Below are 16,453 nucleotides of genomic sequence, written 5' to 3' on the forward strand. Positions count from 1 at the left end.
GGTTCACCTGCCGCGCCCGGCCGGACTGTGTGGTTACCGAACGCCGTAGGCGCGGGTGATGGTCTGGGTGACCGCGTTGCCGTTGGCGTCGGTGAAGGTGGCCTTCGTCATGACCTGCTTGCCGGAGGCTCCGGTGTGGTCGAGGACGGCCGTCCACTTGCCGTCCTGCTGCTCGGTCGGCGCCTGGGTCCAGGTGGTGCCGCCGTCGTAGGAGTAGGACAGCGAGGCCGCCGTGATCGCGCCCGCGGTGTACCCGGCGTGACCCTCGACCGACAGGCCGACCTTGATGCCGCTCTGCGCGGGCAGGGTGTTCATGCCGTCCACCGGCAGGTCGTACGCCGGGTGGAGGAGCGGCAGGCCGCGGGAGTAGACGTCCGGCTCCCGGTGCGAGCGGAAGCTCCAGGTGGTGTCGGCAGCGGTGGTACGCAGCCAGTTGCGGTCCCCGGTGTAGATCTTCTCCAGGTGCTGGGTGAGCTCGTACGCGGAGTCCTCGTCCGGCACCTCGAACACGCCGTAAGGATAGGCGAGTTTGCCGATCTGCTCACCGTTGCGCTTCAGCGACATCTTGCCGATGTCGCCGAACGACCCGCCGTAGGTCCAGTGGTCGCCGGAGCCGTCGACCCAGAGGGCGTTCTGGATGCCGAACAGGTTGCCCTGCCGCTCGGCGGCCAGCATCAGGTTACCGTCGGCGTCGCGCGCCGCGCCCGGCCGCAGGGGGCCGCCGTACCACTCCTCGGCGCTCCGCTGTCCGGCCTTGTAGGTACGGTCCTGGTCGCTCATGAAGGCGGCGAACGGGAAGCTGGTCATCGCGCCGTGGTACCAGGCGTCGTCGCCGGTCGTGTAGTAGGCGGTGCGGGTACCAGGCACGTGGACCGTCTGGTACAGGCTCACGGGGATCTGAGTGTTGCTGCTCCCGGAGGGACGGAGGAACAGCGCGTCGATGTAGTCGGCCTCCTTGCCCATGGCATGCCACGTCTCGGTGACCTGGGCCAGCCGGGAGTCATTCGGCCGGTAGGCCTGGTCGGAGTGCAGCGGCCCCTCGGTCGGGAACGACACGTTGTAGACGTAGGACAAGCCGTCCTCGGAGCCGGTCGCGCGCCAGGTGGGCCGGAACTCGAAGGTGCCCGTCCGAGCGCGCCCGTCGATGTCCGCGTAGAACTTCTGCACGGCGCTGCCGGCCGTGAGTGTTCCGCTGAGCCGCCAGGTGTCGTCCCACCCGCGGGTGTAGTTCAACGTGGTGCCCTGCAGCGTCGAGGGGCGGTCGGTGTGCAGGCTCAGCTGGTGGGCCTTGCGTGCGTCGAGGACAACGGTGGTGTCCTCGGTGATCCGCATCTGCGGGTGGGCGAGGTAGCTGATCGATTCGGGCGCGTTGCTCGCGTCGGGCGTCGCCACGAAGCTGCTGAGGGCGTACTCGCCCGGGCGCACACGGTAGGTCTGCTCGGGCGCACCCGCGTTGGTGCGGCGCTCGCCCTCGTCGGAGTCGAGGCTGGCGACGTCCAGGGAGGAGGTGCCGGTCGCGGGCTTGCCGTTGCGGTCGACGACCTTGACCCGGAGGGTGACCGTCTCCGGCTGGACGTAGAGGGTGACGGGCACGGAGACGTGCACATCGCCGCCGGTGGCCAGGATCCGGCCGGTGACCGCACCGTACTGGGCGGGCTTCAGACGGGCGGTGGGGTCGATCTGCAGCGGCACCTGAGCGGTGGCCCCCGCCGGGACCGTCACCTGGTTCTCCTGCGGCTTGATGATTCCGGAGGTGACGTCGCTGCCGTCGTTGCCGTGCACACCGCTGAGCTTCAGATGGAGCGTCAGGTCGCTGTCGCTGGTGTTGGTGAAGGGCACCTGCACGGTGGTGCGGTCCGACGGGTCCTGCGGCCAGTTGTAGCTGCCGGCCTGGACAGCCGGCGCGGAGAGCGCCTTCTGGTTCACCGCGCCGAACACGTCAAGCACCCCACCGCCGGTCTGGTCGGCGCCGGCGACCTTGCCGCCGGTGCGGGCGGAGGAGACCAGGGCAGCCTTGATCTGCTGCGCGGTCCAGTCCGGGTGCGCCTGGCGGACGACGGCCGCAGCGCCCGCGACATGCGGGGTGGCCATGGAGGTGCCCGACATCGTCCGGTAGGCGTAGACGCCGCGGCCGCCCGCGCTGGCTGCCGAGATGTCGACGCCGGGGGCGGCGATCTCGGGCTTGAGGGTGTGGGTGACGGCCACCGGGCCGCGGCTGGAGAACTGCGCGGTGGTGTCGTCGCGGTCGACGGCGCCGACGGTCAGCACGCCGGGCACACAGCCGGGCGAGGAAACGGTCTCGGTGCCCGGGCCGGAGTTTCCGGCGGCGACGACGAACAGGGTGTGCGTGTTCTTCGACAGCTCCTGCGTGGCCTGGGCCATCGGGTCGGCGCAGTCGCCGATCCTGGGGTTGCCCAGGCTCATGGAGACGACGTCGGCCTTCTGGTCGACGGCCCACTGCATACCCGCGATGATCCAGGAGTCCAGGCCTTGGCCACTGTCGTTGAGGACCTTGCCGATGAGCAGGGAGGAACCGGGGGCGACGCCCTTCTTGAGGCCGTCACTGGCCGCTCCGGACCCGCCGACCGTGGAGGCGGTGTGCGTGCCGTGACCCTGCCGGTCGTCGGTGGTCTTGGAATCCGTGAAGTTCTTGGCCGCGGCGACCTGGTTCACCAGGTCCGGGTGCTCGGCGTCCACGCCCGTGTCCAGCACGGCGACCTTGGTGCCCTTGCCGTCGTAGCCGGCCGCCCAGGCCTCCGGCGCGTGCACCTGCTTGGTGGACCGGTCCAGCGTGGCCTCGACCTTGCCGTCCAGCCACAGCTTCTTCAGCGTGGAGCCAGAACGTGAGCGGGTGTTGGTGACGTCCTGCCAGAAGGCGGCAGCGGTGTCCTTGCCTGCCTTGAGCGCGACGCCGTCCACAGCGGGGAGGCTCAGGCCCCGCTCGGACCCGCGAGGGGCCGCCGGCGCGCTGTCGGCGACGTTCACACTGTTCCGATAGGTGGCGATGAGCGGCAGCGTGTCGGTGTGTGTGTCGTCGTATCCCTGGCGGATGAGCCCAGTGACGTTGAACAGCTGCTCGTCGACCTTGCCCTCGGCGATCGCCTGGGACGCGCCCTCGGGGTAGACGTAGAGGTCCTTGCCCCTCTGATAGGTCTGGACTACCGGCTGTGTGCCGTCCTCGCGGGGCAGCACCGCCGCCGAGCTGTGACCCGACGTGTCCGTGGTCACCATCACCTTGTCACCGGTGACGAGCGTGACCGTCACCTGCTTGCCACCCGTTGTTGCGGTCCCGCCGCCGACGATGGGCTTCCCCGAGGCACCGTCAGGCGGTGTGTCCGCCGCCCCGGAAGGCGTGACCGCCGTGACGGCCAGGACGGCGGCGGTCGCCGTGCCCAAGGCCATACGCGTTATGGAACGCATGAATCTCCCTATTCGAGCCATGAACGTCTGCCAAACTGCGGCTGCAGCCTGTCAGACGTGTGGATTGAGTGGGGATGCCGCGCGTGACGGGTTTCCCGCATGGCGGATTTCCGTCACGTGGTCACTTCCATCGGCTCGGTGGAACTTCTGACCTGGCCGATGGGGTAACGGCCTCACGCACGACAGCGAGCGTGCTCCCGGCGTCATGCGACTCCGCCTCCGGCGTTGTCGTCAGTCGACGACGCTCCGCGCCGCGACGCCGCCTCCCATGTGCCGGTCGGTCCAACCCGCCAGGAGTTGGCGGCCGCCCTCGCTCGGCGACCGTCAAGTCACGGAGGCTCCTTGGCCCTCAGGCCGACGAGGAGGTCAAAGCCAGCCTGCGCGTGCGGCGTGCCATCCGAGTTGCAGGCGCGAATCCGCTCCGGCCAGATCCATCAGACGGCGTGTCCGCCGCTCCACGGTACGTATGGACAGGCCGAGTTGGGAGGCCGCCCGCCGGTCGGAGATCCCTGCCAGCAGCAAAGCAAGAACCTCCAGCTCCCCCTCGGTTGGCTGCTGATCGCCTGTCGGCTCCGCACGCACACCTGTGGCGGTGGTGTACAGCGGCCGGGCCTGGGCCCATTCCTTCTCGAACAGATGGACCAGGGCCGTCAGCAGGCCGCTGCGGTGCACCACGATCGCGCTCGGCTCGCCGCCGGAGTCCGCCATGTCCAGTGGCACCATGGCGCGCTCCCGGTCCGACACGATCATCTTCAGCGGCAGCGAGTCGACCAGGCGAAGCTCGATGCCCGCCGTGATGCCCGCCCGTGCGTCCTTCGCCATACCGGGACCGTCGAGATAGTCCTTGGCAGCCACGATGCGGAAGTCGACTCCGCGGTCCAGCGCGGAACTCTCCGACATGTCGGCGTCCTCGCGCGGCACTGCTATGGGCTCGCCGACGAGGAAGATCAGCAACTCCTGCTGGGCGCCGCGCTGCAGTTGGTGGAAGCGGTGTGCGACCTGCTCCACGCCGACAACCACCTCCACGACGCTGCCCGCAGGGTGTGCGGCGGTACTGCGGTACTGCTCGGTCAGCATCGAGAACGCGGTCTCGGCCCGGTGCAGTGCGTTGCGCTGCTCGGCAAGGAACGGGGCCAGAGCCACTGAGGGGGGTGTGAGCCGGTAGCGGGCGGGCAGGCGGCCGGCCCCACAGTCAGCCGAGTCAGGTGTCTCGCTCCCGGCCTCGCCGACGACCGCCACCAGGCCACGTGTCGTCAGGTCGAGCAAGATGCGGGTGGTCTCGGCGCTCTCGAGTCCGGTCTGCCGGGCGAGGTCCTGCGCAGAGGCTGTCGGGCGGGCCAGCAGTGCAGTGTAGATGGCCTCTTCAGCCGGTCCCAATCCCAATGCCTGCAGCATCCAGCTCCCCTTCCGGCGGCCGCCGTGTCTGGACCTTGGCGCAGCTCGGGTGGACCGAGCAGGTTCTTCCCGGCCAGAACCGTATCCCACTGTCGGGATGTCGCCCTTGGCTGCTGCCTGTTGCGCACGTCACCCAGGGCGTGTTTCGAAAGTAGCGTCGTCCGCCCCTAGGGCGGGCCGGGCGGCGTCTGGTGCGTGCGATCGCAAGGCGGAGGGTCGTGCCGATACCGGTTGTATCGGGGCGAGCCCGACAACGCGGCGAGCGTGCGTGCCAGGCGTCGCCCGGCAGGCGGGACTTTCGAAACACGCCTAGCACGCCCGGACCGGCCTCTCGGGTGTGGGGACCCGGATCCCGGGCCCGTCCGCACCCAGCGACATCGAATGCGACCGGGTCGAAGGCGAGCACGGGCCACACCCACCCTGCACGTAGTGCTGGTCACCACACACGGGACATCGTCCGGCGGGGCGCGGCTCACCCACGGCCGGGCCTGCCTAACGTACGCGGAGTACACCACCTGCCCGGGAGGTCCCGTGCCCCATCAGCGTCCGAAGACACTCGCGCGTCCCTTCGAGACCATCGAACCACCGCGCAACGCCGAAGTAATGATCCGCGTGGTGTCAGTGACCTTTCTGGTGCTGCTCCTCGGTGCCCTGTCCGAGTCTCCGGTGTGGCTTCTCGGGCTCCTTGTATTCCTGCCGGGGACGGCGTCCGCGCTGTGCACCGTACGCCAGACGAAGTTCGTGTCTGCGTGGACCACGCTTGTGGTCACCGTCACCGTGCTGGTCCGGCACGGTGACGGGCGGTCGTGGCTCGACAGGATCCTCATGATGCTGCTCACCCTCGCCCTGGGCGCGGCCTCCGTCTACGCCTGCCACCGTCGTATCCGCCGCGAGCACGAGATGCTGCGGCTGCGCTCCACCGCTGCAGCGATGCAACGCCACATCCTGCGCCCGCTGCCTCTGCTCACCGACGACGTCCTGGTCGACGGCGTGTACGAGCCCGTACAGGAGGACCGGCTCGTTGGCGGCGACATCTACGACGTCGTCGTCTCTCCGTGGGGAACCCGGGTTCTGATCGGCGATGTCCAGGGCAAGGGCCTGCCCGCGGTCGGCGCCGCGTTCGCCGTCATCGGCGCCTTCCGTGAGGCGGCCCACCGAGAGCCCACCCTGACCGCGCTCGTCGATGCCCTCGATGCCTCTGTCGTACGGCACAACTCCTACGCCGCACAGACCGGCGACGACGAACGGTTCGTCACAGCGCTCGTCATCAACGTCGACGCGCACGACGAGGTACAAGTCATCAACTGCGGGCACATTCCGCCGCAGTTGCTGCACAACACCACCGTCATCACGCCGGCCCTCGGCTCCGGCGTCCCCCTCGGTCTCGCCGAGCTCGCCGCCGAACCCGCGACCGTCGACTGGTTTACCTTCCCAGCCGGCGCGACGCTGCTGCTGACCACCGATGGGCTCACCGAGACCCGCGACGCCGACGGCACGTTCTACCCCGTCACCGAACGCCTCACCGAACGTGTATCTCTCACCCCCAGCGATCTGCCGCACGCCCTCTTCGACGACGCGCGGGCGTTCGCCGGAGAGGGCGGCCAGCACGACGACGTCGCGATCCTGTCCGTCCGACGGTCACCGTTCCGCTGAGTACGTCACGGCGCACATCACGTAATCGACCGTTACGCCCGCCCCCTGCGGGACGCGCTGCGAACCAGGCCGCGGCGGAACGGTGCGGGCGTTGGCAATCCTTTTGGTCAGGATGGTCTGCCAGTGGTCCGGCACGTGATCGTGCCGTCCGGGGACGATGACGACCGTCGGCGATGCGGTGAGACTCATGGCGACAGCTCCGGGTTCGTGAGAGTCATGGCGGGAAGAAGCCCCAAGCGGCGTAGATCGTTCTCGTAGCGGAGCTTGCCGATGACGAAGGCCGCGCCACTCAGGACCGCGACACATGGGACCAGCTGCAGTGCGCCGAGCAGGCCCATGCGGTCCGCGAGCATGCCCGTCACCGCGGGCCCCGGGGCAAGCCCGAGCAGGCTGTTGGCCAGGGTGAGCGTGGCCATGGCCGTCGCCGCGACAGCGGCGGGGGTCAAATTCGCCACCATGGCGGCCGCCGGGCCGGCCGTGGCGTTGGACAGCAGGGTCCCGGCGCCGATCAGTAACAGCTGCGGCGGGCCGGCCGACAGGTGGAATCCGGCCGTCAGCAGCACGAGCGACCCGAGACTGCAGATGATCGCGACGGTCCACTTCCGGGCGCCGACCCTCCGGCTGAGGCGGTCGGTGACGAACCCGCAGAGGATCATGCCTATCCCTGTGATCATTGCGAAGGCCCCGGCAATCACGCCGGCCTTCGCGGGAGGCATGGCGTAATAGCGGTTGAGGAAGCTGGGCATCCAGGCGAGCAGGGCCATCGCAATGAACATCTGCAGCCCGCTGCCGATGTAGGCGCAGAGCACGGAGACCGAGGAGAACAGCCGTGGCAGCAAGGTCCGCACCGGGGCCCGTTCGCCGGATGTGCCGCTGCTGCCGCCGGCACCTGAACCCAGTCTCTTTTCCGTGACCACCATGCCGTAGATCGCAGCCATGACCAGTCCGGCGATCCCCATGACGCCGAACGCCCATCGCCAGCCGAGTTGCTGGGCCACGATGCCACCGATCGAGACGCCCAGCACGGATCCGAAGGCGCCTCCCGCGATGAACGCGCCGGAGAGTGTGGCCCGCAGGGTGACGGGAAAGATGCTGAGGACCACCGCGATGCCGACACTCCCGTAGGCCGCCTCGCCGACACCGACCATGAACCGCCCCAGGAACATCTGGCCGTAGCTCGCGGCAACGGCGCAGCCCAGCGTCGCCAGACTCCACACCGTCGCGGCGATGACCAGGCTCCTGACCCGGCCCCAGCGGTCCGCCAGGAGTGACAGGGGGAAGGTGAGCACACCCACCATCAAGGCCACGATGCCGCTGAGAGAACCCAACTGGGCATCGGCAAGCTGCCACTCCGCCTTCAGCAGAGGAAAAACCGCGTTGAGGACCTGCCGCGACATGTAGTCGATCAGCAGGAGCCCAAAACTCAGTGCGAACACCAGCCGGGCATAACCGCGAGATACAGCCGGCATGGCATGAGACGTGCCCGGCACGACCGTGCCGGCAGTGTGAACTCCCATGGGCGTCACCTTCTCGTCTCTGGTCAGGGCTCAGAAGGGCCTGTCGCCGACGATTCCGGCGCGCTCCATCTTGCGGACGGCGGGCCAGTAGTCCTGGACGGCGTAGTGCTGTGTGGAGCGGTTGTCCCAGACGGCGAAGCTGTTCTTCTGCCAGCGCCAGCGCACCTGGTACTCAGGGACGGCCGCCTGGCTGATCAGGTAGTTCAAGAGGTTGTTCGCCCCGGGCGCGTGGTCCTGGCCGAAGCGCACGTTCTCGGGCGTATGGAAGTTGACGAAGTGCGTGGTGAAAGCGTTGACGAAGAGGATCTGCTCGCCGGTCTCCGGGTGGACGCGCACCACCGGGTGCTCGGGGTCCGAGTACCGGGCCTTCAGCTGGTGGCGCTGTTCCATGGGCATGACGGCGCCGAAGGTCGCCTCGATGCTGTGCCGCGCGCGCAGACCCGCGATCTGCGTCTTGATCTGCTCCGGCAGCCTCCGGTAGGCCTCGGCCATGTTGACCCAGACCGTGTCTCCGCCGACCTCGGGCGTTTCCACACAGCGCAGCACGGCCCCCATGGGCGGGCACTCGCGCCAGGTCCCGTCGCAGTGGAGCGCGTTCTCGTAGTGCTCGGGCTTGCTGTCCAGGTCCTTGTAAATGCGGACCAGCCCCGTGTAGTCCGGATCGCTGCCGGCCACAGGATGGTCCTCCAGCGGGCCGAAGCGCGAGGCGAGGGCGACGTGCTCGGCGCGCGTGATGTCCTGGTCCCGCAGAAAAAGGACCTTGTACTTCAGCAGCAGTTCCCTGAACTCGGCGAACAGGTCGTCGTCGCGCGAGGCGTCGCCGAGGTTCACTCCGAAGAGCTCGGCCCCGATGGTGCAGGTCAGCGGCTCAGCCTTGATCGATGTACGGAGGACGCCCGGGCGCACCAGGGCGGGTGTGGCTTCCTTCGGATGGACTGTCCGGGGCATGACTCACTCCTGGGGTGATGTGCGAGGCACGGCGGGTTCGAAGGTGCGTGGCACGGAGTGTTCAGAAGACGAAGACGGAAGATCCCGTGGTCCGTCCTGCTTCCAGATCGCGGTGTGCCTGTACCGCGTCCTGGAGGGAGTAGCGCTGATTGATCTGGATCTTGATACGTCCGGACGCGACGTGCCCGAACAGCTCGCCCGCCAGGGCGTCCCGCTCGGCGGCTTCTGCGATGTAGTCGGCGAGCGCGGGCCGGGTCACGAACAGAGAGCCGTGGATGGCGAGCTGCATGGCGTCGAGGGGCGGCACACCGGAGGCCGTGCCGAAGCACACCAGCAGACCGCGGCGCTGCAGCGAGGCCATGGATCCGGCGACGGTGTCCTTGCCGATGCTGTCGAAGACGACGGGAACTCCGGCACCTCCGGTCAGCTCTCGCACCCGCTCGGCCACGTCTTCGCGCCGGTAGTAGATGATGTGTTCGCAGCCGTGCGCGCGGGCGATCTCGGCTTTCTCCTCGCTGGAGACTGTGCCGATCACGGTGATTCCGAGCAGCTTGGCCCACTGGGAGAAGATCAGGCCCACGCCGCCCGCCGCCGCGTGGAGCAATACGGTGTCGCCGGACTTCAGCGGGTGGATCCGGCGCAGCAGATAGGCCGCTGTGAGGCCCCGCATGGTCATCGCCGCGGCGGTCTCGCAGCTGATCTCCTCCGGCAGCTTGATCAGCGAATCCGCGGGCATGACCCGCTCCGTGCTGTAGGCCCCCAACGGGCTGCCGGTGTAGGTCACCCGATCGCCCTCTGCGACATGGGTGACGGCTTCGCCCACGGCCTCGATGACACCTGAGGCCTCCACGCCGAGCCCCGCAGGCAGCGGAGCCGGGTACAGACCGGAGCGGAAATAGGTGTCGGCGAAGTTGAGTCCGACGGCGACGTGCCGGATCCGTACTTCGCCCGGGCCCGGGTCGCCGACGGTGACCTCCTCCCACCGCATGACATCGGGGCCGCCGGTCTCATGGAAGCGAATGGCGTGTGCCACAAGTTGCTCCGTCTGCTCGTGTGTGGGAACGGCGGTCGCGGGCCGACCCGGATCAGCTGGGGCGGATGCAGGATCGGCCCCGAGACCGCCACTGGTGGGGGGTGGGTCAGCTCGTGACGTCGCGCAGCATGAAACCGCGCCGGCCGGGGCGTCGGTTGGGCACCATGCCGAGCTGGGCCAGGGTCTCGTCAGCGTCCGCGTACCATTCGCCGATCTTGTAGATCTTCTTCGCCTCCTGCCCGGTGGCGATCTCACGGCCGAGCGCATCGGCGACCTGAACCATCTGCTCGACCTGCTTCACGGAGGACATCCGCTCGCCCTTGCGCCGCCACAGGTTGTCCTCGTTGCCCACCCGCACGTGCGTGCCCAGGGCGATGCCGATCGCGTTCATCGGCGCCACCGCGCGCATGGAGGCCTCGATGGTGAGCACGGCGCCGTCCGGGACGCGTCGGATGAACTCGATCAGGTCGGCCGGATGCCGGCCGGCGAAACCGCCGCCGATGGCAACGTAGTTGAGCACCAGCGGACCGGTGTGGATGCCCTTGCGGACAAGCCGCTCCACGGTCTCCAGCTGTGCCATGTTGGCGAGTTGGAAGTGCGGCTGGATGCCGTTGGCGCGGAGCCGCTCGAGGTGCTCCAGGTAGAAGTCCGGTCCTGCCTCGACCACCATGTCCCGGTAGGCCTTGTAGTACGCCGGCTTGGCCATCGAGGTGCCGTCGATGTCCTCGTCGTCGAAGAGCTCGACGATGTTCATCTGGTTGGTGTTGATCGCGATCGTCACCTGGTCCGGACTGGGGGTGATCTCTGCCAGCATGTGGCGAGTGTCGTAGCTCAGCCACTTGGCATCGGAACCCTCGTCCTCGGGGGCGAAGGAGATCGACCCACCGATCTGGAGGACCATGTCCGGCACGGCTTCGCGCAGCCGGGCCATCAGCTCGTTGAACATGGACATGCGCTTGGAGCCGTGACCGTCCAGCTCGCGCACGTGAATGTGGAGCACCGTGGCGCCGGCGTTGTGACAGTCGACCGCCGCCTGTACGTGCTCATCCATGGTGAGCGGCAGGTCGTCGGCGTCACCGGGCAGCCACTCCGGCCCGTAAGGGGCCGCCTGGATCACCAACTTCTCCTGGTTCTCCGGATACAGGGAGTCGTCGAGGAAGTGCACGGTCCATCTCCTTTGTCGGACGGGTCTTCACTCGCCGCGCGCATCGCTGTCCCCATGCGAGGCCTGAAGGGCTTGGCGAGGGGCGGAGTGAGCTCGCAGACCGGGGTCCCAAGCCCGTTGGGCGGCTCGGATACGATCAACGGCTCCGGAGGGAGCACGCGGCTGCAGCAGGGTTCCTGCTCGTCCTTGTGGGGCTGTCGGTGTCCCCTGCGGTAATGCAACGTTAAGGGCCGGTTACGCGCCACGCTTGCCCCTGGGTGACAACTGACTTATCACTTGGGGACAGGCTTTGCCCGTGTCGGCGTCGCCGGCCGACGGGCTGTCCCGTCATCCCTGGTGGATCAAGGCGCGGCTGTCTTCGTGTGCCCGCCAGGGATGACGGGACAGCTCTGAGGAAGGCCCAGGGCGAGGCGGCGGGGCGCACCGGCCTCCGGCTCTTGATCCCCGGTGATCACTCCTCGCCGGAGTGCTACTGCCTGGCCCTTCCGGTGCGCCACTCCCTCGGGCTGCTGCCGAACTGCTCACGGAACCAGCGTGAGAAGCCGCTCGGTCCGGAGAATCCCAGCAGCCCGGAGATCTCCGTCAACGAGCGGCGCGGGTTCGCCACGAGCTGCTCCGCGAGCTCGGTACGCGTCGCGTTGAGGAGGGAGGAGAATGTCGCACCCGAACCCGCCAGGTGCCGGTGGACGGTTCTCCGGTCGACGCCGAGGCTGGATGCGACCTGCTCGATCGAACAGCGCCCGCTCGGCAGCAGGACTTCGATCAACTCGCGCACGCGGTCCAGTACGGTCGTGTCCCTCGAGACGGCGATGGAATCGAAATACTGTCGCGCGTAGTTCCGGAGCAGCGGATCCGACATCGTATTGGGAGTGTTGAGGTCGCTTGCGCAGAAAACGATCCCGGTGAATTCCTGGTCGAATTCCACTACCGGACCGAAGATGTGCCGGTGGGTACCGAGATCTTTGGGAGCGCTGTGCGTGAAACACACGGAGACCGGCTGCCACCGAGCACCGAGGAAAGTGCGGAGAACTCCATGGAAGGCACCCACGGCCAGCTCCGTGGCCTGCCGGGCTTCCATTGCCCCACCCAACTCCAGGCCCACCTTGAGGGTGGTCAGGCCATTTGCCTCGGATAGTCGACTACGGAGCATTTCGTTGTACATGTAGTCATGTCGCATAAGTAGTCCGAGTGCGCTGCGGACATCGGGCTCCTCGCGGATGACCAAGCTGATGGGGCCGAGATTGGCGAAGCGGCGGCGCTCGGCGAGGAGCAGGCCGAAGTCCTCGCGGCGCGAGGCCACCGCCGAGAGTTCGAGCAGCTGAGTCACGGCCACGCCAGAGATCCATCTGTCCTGGACCGCAAGGCCCACGGGGTCCAGACCCACGCTCTTCATCAGCGCCCGCGGGTCGATACCGAGGGACTGGCTGAGCTCGACGTAGCTGTTCAGCGCTGCGTTGCGGACCAGTGGCTTCAAGGGCGCACTCCAAGGCTCTGTCCCCAAATGGTAAGTAAGGTGTCACGTCAAGTAAAGCGATGCGCCAGGCCGTGACCTAGCGTTGCACCACTCCGATGGAGCTCGCCTCCCGGATTCGACGTCCCGGCCGACCGGAATTCCCGCGGAGAACACCATGGCAAATACTCCAACCGTTGACCACCCCCTGGAAAGCGGCACGGAATCCTGTGCAGATCAATAACCTTGGAATAAATGTTCTGCTGCTCCCGCAGTCATAGGTGACCGCCACCCAAGGGCTGTCCCGTAATCCCTGGCGGGCGCACGACGACAGTTGCGGCACCTCGCCGCGTTGTCGGAACGCCCGAATACACCCAGGACGAGGACGCCTCTCCGCCTTGCGATGTACCACATCTGACGCCGCGCGCTGATCCACCAGGGACGACGGGACAGCCCTTACTCCGATCGAAGGGGAAGCCGAATGAACAACCTCGCCTCACTCCTGGCGGAATCCGCCTCGGCCGATGGCGGCCGCATCGCCATTCGCCAGGACGAGATCGTCCTCACCTATGCCCAACTGAACGATGCCAGCGCCCGGGTCGCCGCCCTGTTGCAGGCCAAGGGAATCCGGCCGGGCGATCGCGTGGCGTTGGTCATGCCCAACGTCACCTGCTTCCCCATCGCGTACTACGGCATCCTCCGTGCAGGCGCCGTAGTGGTACCGATGAATCCGCTGTTGAAAGCCCGTGAAATAGAATTCACCCTCCGGGATTCCGGATCCCGCATCGTGGTGACGTTCCCGCTGTTCGCGGACGAGGTCGCGACGGCCGCCGCGGAGGCCGGGGCCCTGTGCCTGGTCACGGACCCAGCAGCATTCAATGTCCTGCTGCAGGCCACCGAACCGATGCCCGGGATCGTCGACCGGGCAGAGGACGACACCGCCGTGATCCTGTACACCTCGGGAACAACAGGGACCCCGAAGGGCGCAGAACTGACCCACCACAACCTGATGACCAACGCGGTCACCACGGTCGAGACGCTGCTCCGCGTCGGGCCGAACGACGTGCTCTTCGGCGGCCTGCCACTGTTCCACGCGTTCGGGCAGACCTGCGCCCTCAACACAGCTGTCGCTGCGGGCGCCACCCTGAGTCTGCTGCCACGATTCGAGCCGACGAAGGCGCTGGAGATCATTCACCGGGATGGGGCCACCGTCTTTCTGGGCGTCCCCACGATGTACACCGCCCTGCTCCACGCAGGGATCCCCGACGGCTGCGACCTCTCACGGCTACGCCTGGCCGTTTCCGGCGGCGCTTCCCTGCCGGTGGAAGTACTCCACGGCTTCGAGCGGGAATTCGGCGTCACCGTGCTTGAGGGCTACGGACTCTCGGAGACTTCTCCGGTCGCCTCGTTCAATCCTCCGGACCGGCCACGCAAGGCCGGCTCGATCGGACTGCCCATCCGCGGGGTCGAACTGAGGCTCGTAGCGGACGACGGCACCACGGCCGGGCCGGGCGAAGTCGGTGAGATCGCGATCCGCGGCGAGAACATCATGAAGGGCTACTGGAACCGTCCCGGCGCGACCACGGAAGCCGTCCGGGACGGGTGGTTCCACAGCGGTGATCTCGCCCGAGTCGACGAAGAAGGCTACTACTTCATCGTCGACCGGAAGAAAGACCTCATCATCCGCGGCGGATACAACGTCTATCCGCGCGAGATCGAGGAGGTGCTCTACGAACACCCTGCCGTCGCCGAGGCGGCAGTGGTCGGCGTGCCACACCAGGTGCACGGGGAGGAGGTAGCCGCCGTGGTAACACTCCGGGATGGTGCACAGGCGACCGCCGATCAGCTGCGCGACTACGTCAAACAGCGGGTGGCTTCCTACAAATACCCACGGATCGTCACGTTCGCCAACGGGCTCCCCAAGGGAGCCACGGGCAAGATCCTCAAGCGTGAAATCGCCCTCCAGCAACAGGCGTTCGAGGGCTGAGGGCGCCCTGCAGGCCTCCGGTCAGGGGGTGGCCGCGGACACGACATACACGACCGGGGATGCCGGATCGGTCATGTCGACGGTGATGCTCTGGGTGGGACGCGGATTCTTGTTGGTGTGCGTGGTGCCCGCCCAGTCGGTGCCGGGGCCGAAGTGCCAGCCAGCGATCTCGGCATCGCGGGCACTGGCGGTGACCGCGCCGTCCTGCAGGGCGGCGCGACCGCTGCCGAGACGGCTCAGGAACCGGTCGAGCCCGGCGGACGACGTGCGGAACTGCACGTACATCCGGCTGGCCTTCCAGTTGTTGGTCTCGTAGTACTGGACGTCCAGGGCGTTGCCGGGAATCGGCAGTTCGAAGATCCTTCGCTGCATCCGGGACGGCCAGCCCTCGCGCATCCCCTGTGCGGCGGCCTCGGCCGCCTTGTCCTGACCGGAGCTGCGGCTCTGCTCTGCGGAGATCAGCAGATAGCCGGCCGGGACGCCGATCAGCAGCACGATGATGGTCGCCGTGATCAGGCGCCGGCGGATCGTCCGGCGCCGGTCCTGCGGGGGCCTGCCGCCGTCCTCGCCGGGCGGCGAGGACTGGCGCGGCACAACGGGATGCTCGGCTGTGGTCATGTTCTGGGAATCCCTAGGAGGTGCGGGTGTTGCGCGTGGAGCGGATGGTGCTCGCGGCCTGGTCGTAGATCTGCGCATACCGCTCGTACCGCTCGACGCGGCGGCGGGTGGTACGGCGGAACCTCCGCGCGACCAGCCGCGCCAGGTCGGCGGCGCCGACCATGCCTGCCTCCGGGCCGAGCTGCGCCTTGGCGATCCGGGCCTCGGGGCGGTAGCCGCGGCCGGTGAGATGGCGTTTGAAGGCGTCCCTGGCGGGGCCGATCAGCAGATCGTCCGCGGCGCTCACACCGCCGCCGATGACGAAGCAGGAGGGGTCGAGCGCGGCGGCCAGATTGGCGAGGCCGACGCCGAGCCACTGGCCGATGTCCTGGAGGAGCTCGATGCACATCGCATCGCCCTCCCGGGCCAGTTCGGTGATGAGCGGCCCGGTGATCTCGGGGATGTTCCCCTTGACCCGCTCGATGATGCCGTGGGCGACCGGGGAGTCCGCGGCGGCCAGCTCCCGGGCCTCGCGGACCAGGGCGTTGCCGGAGCTGTACTGCTCCCAGCAGCCACGGTTCCCGCACGGGCAGCGGTGCCCGCCGGGCACCACTTGCATGTGGCCGAACTCACCGGCGACGCCGTACTTGCCGCGCTTGACCTGACCGTCCTCCAGGATCGCACCGCCAATGCCGGTGCCGAGCGTGATCATGACCAGATGATCCTCGCCGCGCCCGGCGCCGAAGCGCCATTCCGCCCAGGCGGCGGTGTTCGCGTCGTTGTCGACCATGACGGGGACGACGAGGCGGGAGGCGAGGGCGTCCCTGAGGGGCTCGTCGCGCCAGGCGAGGTGCGGGGCGAACAGCACCCTGGAGCGGTCCGCGTCGACCCAGCCCGCCGCACCGATGCCGACGGCGTGCACATCGTGCCGGTCGGAGAGATCGAGGACCAGCTCGACGATGGTGTCCTCGACGACCTTGGGGCTCTTGGACTTGTCGGGCGTCTCGGTGCGCAGCTGCTCCAGGATGTTGCCGTCGGCGTCGACGACGCCGGCCATCACCTTCGTACCCCCGATGTCGATGCCGACGGTGGGCACCCGGGGCGCGGTGAGGTGCGAGCGCCGCTCACGGGTGCCGACGGTCCGCAGGACGGTGGCGCGGGCGGAGCCGCGGTGTGTGAAGTCGCGGTACGTGCTCATCGTCCCTGCGGGGTCGGGGGGCCGGGTGGTGATGCTCCCGGCGACGGACGGCGCCCGTCAGGCTCGATTCTGCCACTGCCGGGGGCCGGG

The 16,453-nt window shown here is 68.1% G+C and carries 12 protein-coding genes; 2 read left to right on the forward strand and 10 right to left on the reverse strand.

The window, feature by feature from the left end; all coding sequences use genetic code 11:
- Window positions 1-33 precede the first annotated feature (33 nt).
- Complete coding sequence (locus ACNPQM_RS16230) at window positions 34-3,420, reverse strand: S8 family peptidase (protein WP_418084536.1); 3,387 nt, start codon at window positions 3,418-3,420, stop codon at window positions 34-36.
- Between the two features lie 366 nt (window positions 3,421-3,786).
- Complete coding sequence (locus ACNPQM_RS16235) at window positions 3,787-4,815, reverse strand: helix-turn-helix domain-containing protein (RefSeq protein WP_418084537.1); 1,029 nt, start codon at window positions 4,813-4,815, stop codon at window positions 3,787-3,789.
- Window positions 4,816-5,346: 531 nt separating this feature from the next.
- Between ACNPQM_RS16235 and ACNPQM_RS16240 the strand changes: the two genes are divergently transcribed.
- Entirely contained in the window at window positions 5,347-6,468 is a 1,122-nt protein-coding gene (locus tag ACNPQM_RS16240; protein WP_418084538.1) for a PP2C family protein-serine/threonine phosphatase, read from the forward strand.
- Here the strand turns inward: ACNPQM_RS16240 and ACNPQM_RS16245 are convergent.
- The 6 genes from ACNPQM_RS16245 to ACNPQM_RS16270 all read right to left on the reverse strand — a co-directional run bounded on the left by ACNPQM_RS16245 (window position 6,454) and on the right by ACNPQM_RS16270 (window position 12,605).
- On the reverse strand, window positions 6,454-6,657 hold the full coding sequence (locus tag ACNPQM_RS16245) for a hypothetical protein (RefSeq protein WP_418084539.1): 204 nt from the start codon (window positions 6,655-6,657) through the stop codon (window positions 6,454-6,456). The genes ACNPQM_RS16240 and ACNPQM_RS16245 overlap by 15 nt on opposite strands.
- Window positions 6,654-7,985, reverse strand: coding sequence for an MFS transporter (locus tag ACNPQM_RS16250; RefSeq protein WP_418084540.1), 1,332 nt, complete (start codon window positions 7,983-7,985; stop codon window positions 6,654-6,656). Before ACNPQM_RS16250 ends, ACNPQM_RS16245 begins: the two co-directional genes overlap by 4 nt.
- A gap of 30 nt (window positions 7,986-8,015) precedes the next feature.
- The gene (locus ACNPQM_RS16255; RefSeq protein WP_418084541.1) at window positions 8,016-8,933 is read right to left on the reverse strand and encodes a TauD/TfdA dioxygenase family protein; all 918 of its coding nucleotides are present in this window, start codon (window positions 8,931-8,933) and stop codon (window positions 8,016-8,018) included.
- A gap of 61 nt (window positions 8,934-8,994) precedes the next feature.
- Window positions 8,995-9,966 (reverse strand): quinone oxidoreductase family protein, encoded by a 972-nt coding sequence (locus ACNPQM_RS16260; protein WP_418084542.1) that lies wholly within the window; start codon window positions 9,964-9,966, stop codon window positions 8,995-8,997.
- 106 nt (window positions 9,967-10,072) lie between these two features.
- On the reverse strand, window positions 10,073-11,131 hold the full coding sequence (locus tag ACNPQM_RS16265; RefSeq protein ID WP_418084543.1) for a 3-keto-5-aminohexanoate cleavage protein: 1,059 nt from the start codon (window positions 11,129-11,131) through the stop codon (window positions 10,073-10,075).
- 469 nt (window positions 11,132-11,600) lie between these two features.
- Window positions 11,601-12,605, reverse strand: coding sequence for an AraC family transcriptional regulator (locus ACNPQM_RS16270; RefSeq protein ID WP_418084544.1), 1,005 nt, complete (start codon window positions 12,603-12,605; stop codon window positions 11,601-11,603).
- Between the two features lie 457 nt (window positions 12,606-13,062).
- On the opposite strand from ACNPQM_RS16270, the gene ACNPQM_RS16275 reads away from it, so the two are divergent.
- The gene (locus ACNPQM_RS16275) at window positions 13,063-14,568 is read left to right on the forward strand and encodes a long-chain-fatty-acid--CoA ligase (RefSeq protein ID WP_418084545.1); all 1,506 of its coding nucleotides are present in this window, start codon (window positions 13,063-13,065) and stop codon (window positions 14,566-14,568) included.
- A gap of 21 nt (window positions 14,569-14,589) precedes the next feature.
- Here the strand turns inward: ACNPQM_RS16275 and ACNPQM_RS16280 are convergent, their stop codons facing one another.
- Both ACNPQM_RS16280 and ACNPQM_RS16285 read right to left on the reverse strand, forming a co-directional pair.
- The gene (locus tag ACNPQM_RS16280) at window positions 14,590-15,186 is read right to left on the reverse strand and encodes a hypothetical protein (protein WP_418084546.1); all 597 of its coding nucleotides are present in this window, start codon (window positions 15,184-15,186) and stop codon (window positions 14,590-14,592) included.
- Between the two features lie 13 nt (window positions 15,187-15,199).
- Window positions 15,200-16,363 (reverse strand): ROK family glucokinase, encoded by a 1,164-nt coding sequence (locus tag ACNPQM_RS16285; protein WP_358857342.1) that lies wholly within the window; start codon window positions 16,361-16,363, stop codon window positions 15,200-15,202.
- Window positions 16,364-16,453 lie beyond the last annotated feature (90 nt).

Origin of the sequence: Streptomyces sp. NPDC056231 (genome assembly GCF_048270745.1) — a bacterium.
Classification (GTDB): Bacteria; Actinomycetota; Actinomycetes; order Streptomycetales; family Streptomycetaceae; genus Streptomyces.